This window comes from Shewanella xiamenensis, assembly GCF_014647135.1.
Classification (GTDB): Bacteria; Pseudomonadota; Gammaproteobacteria; order Enterobacterales; family Shewanellaceae; genus Shewanella; species Shewanella xiamenensis.
Map to the genome: position 1 here is coordinate 1 of NZ_BMOP01000051.1, position 1,290 is coordinate 1,290.

Consider the following 1,290-nt stretch of genomic DNA (forward strand, 5'->3'; position numbering starts at 1 on the left):
AGCTTTCCACTGGGCGATAGCGTCCTCATCAATCCAGAAGGTAAGTGAGCCACGATTGATTAAGGCTTGATTGTATTGCTTCCAGTTAGTTGTTTTATAGCGAGGTTTTGACACGATTGATGGGTGAATTGATAGGCTATGCCGATCAGATCACCAGCTATGGTTTTAGTTCAACTGATTTAGGAAACAAAGCCGCGAATATCTTGCAAATGCATTGCAATTGCCTGCAGAACAGATAGTTACGATAACAAAAGCGGGCTTATTTTCAGAAATCGGTAAAATCGCGCTCCCCACCAAAATAGCTGAAACGGCATATACCGACCTCTATGATCGTGAACGTCGTTTATTTAATGAACATCCATTACATGCCGAAGAGATCTTACTGCCCGCGATACATTTAAGCGAAATGTCACTCATCATCGCCAATCAATTAGAGCGCTTTAATGGCGGAGGTGAACCCGCTCAAAAAGCAGGCGTAGACATCCCTCTTGGGTCACGAATATTGGCAGTAGCAAGAGATTTTTGGCTGCATGTTGAAGGCCGATACGATGGTAATAAAAAAAGCATGGCTGACGGCTTTGACGCAATAAAACTACGCCAGGGCAGTTATTATGACCCAGTGATAGTCAACGCTTTGTCAATTTTAGTCACTTCCGAAGAAGTAGACATAGCAAACAAAGCTAGAAGAGGACTACAAGTGAGTGCACTCAAAGCCGGTATGAAATTAAAGCAAAACTTATACAATCTTAGGCACATACTGCTGTTGCCTGAAGGACATATACTAACCTCTGCTTCACTTGATAAATTATCAAAGTATCAGCTAAAACATAAGGAGCAATTGTTAGTTGAAATAGAAACAAACTAAAGCTTAAAACATTATAGATCAATGGGATGACTTAAATATATGACTCACTGAATACATGTAAAATGCCCACGCTGTGATGTTAAAAGTCCGACAAATATTCAGCAGTTATCATCCCTATGACCATTGCGGTGATTATTGGCAAGCTAAACGAAGCTATACTCAGTGTTGATACAAAGCTAACTTTCATCCCTTCCATTAGCATTTGTAACGTTGACATACGTGCTCCATATCAACTGTGTCAAAACGACTAATACTCTTGTAAAGAATCCACCTTCTGAAGAAGGTGGCTTTGTTTTACCCCCCTAAAAGGGGGCCTTTATTCAAGAGCAAGTTGACCCTGCTCTTGCCGCTCTACTTTCTCTTGATGCCTAACGTATCTACGGATTATTTCCTCGTTAATTCCAATCGAATCGACGAAGTATCCT

Annotated in this window: 3 pseudogenes; 1 reads left to right on the forward strand and 2 read right to left on the reverse strand. The window is 40.9% G+C overall.

The window, feature by feature from the left end:
* Positions 1 to 114 (reverse strand): annotated as a pseudogene (locus tag IEY09_RS20065) (IS5/IS1182 family transposase); the annotation flags it as partial.
* A 94-nt stretch (positions 115 to 208) separates the two neighbouring features.
* On the opposite strand from IEY09_RS20065, the pseudogene IEY09_RS20070 reads away from it, so the two are divergent.
* Positions 209 to 865: pseudogene (locus IEY09_RS20070) on the forward strand (HD-GYP domain-containing protein); the annotation flags it as partial.
* Positions 866 to 1,181: 316 nt separating this feature from the next.
* Here the strand turns inward: IEY09_RS20070 and IEY09_RS20075 are convergent.
* Positions 1,182 to 1,290: pseudogene (locus IEY09_RS20075) on the reverse strand (IS200/IS605 family transposase); the annotation flags it as partial.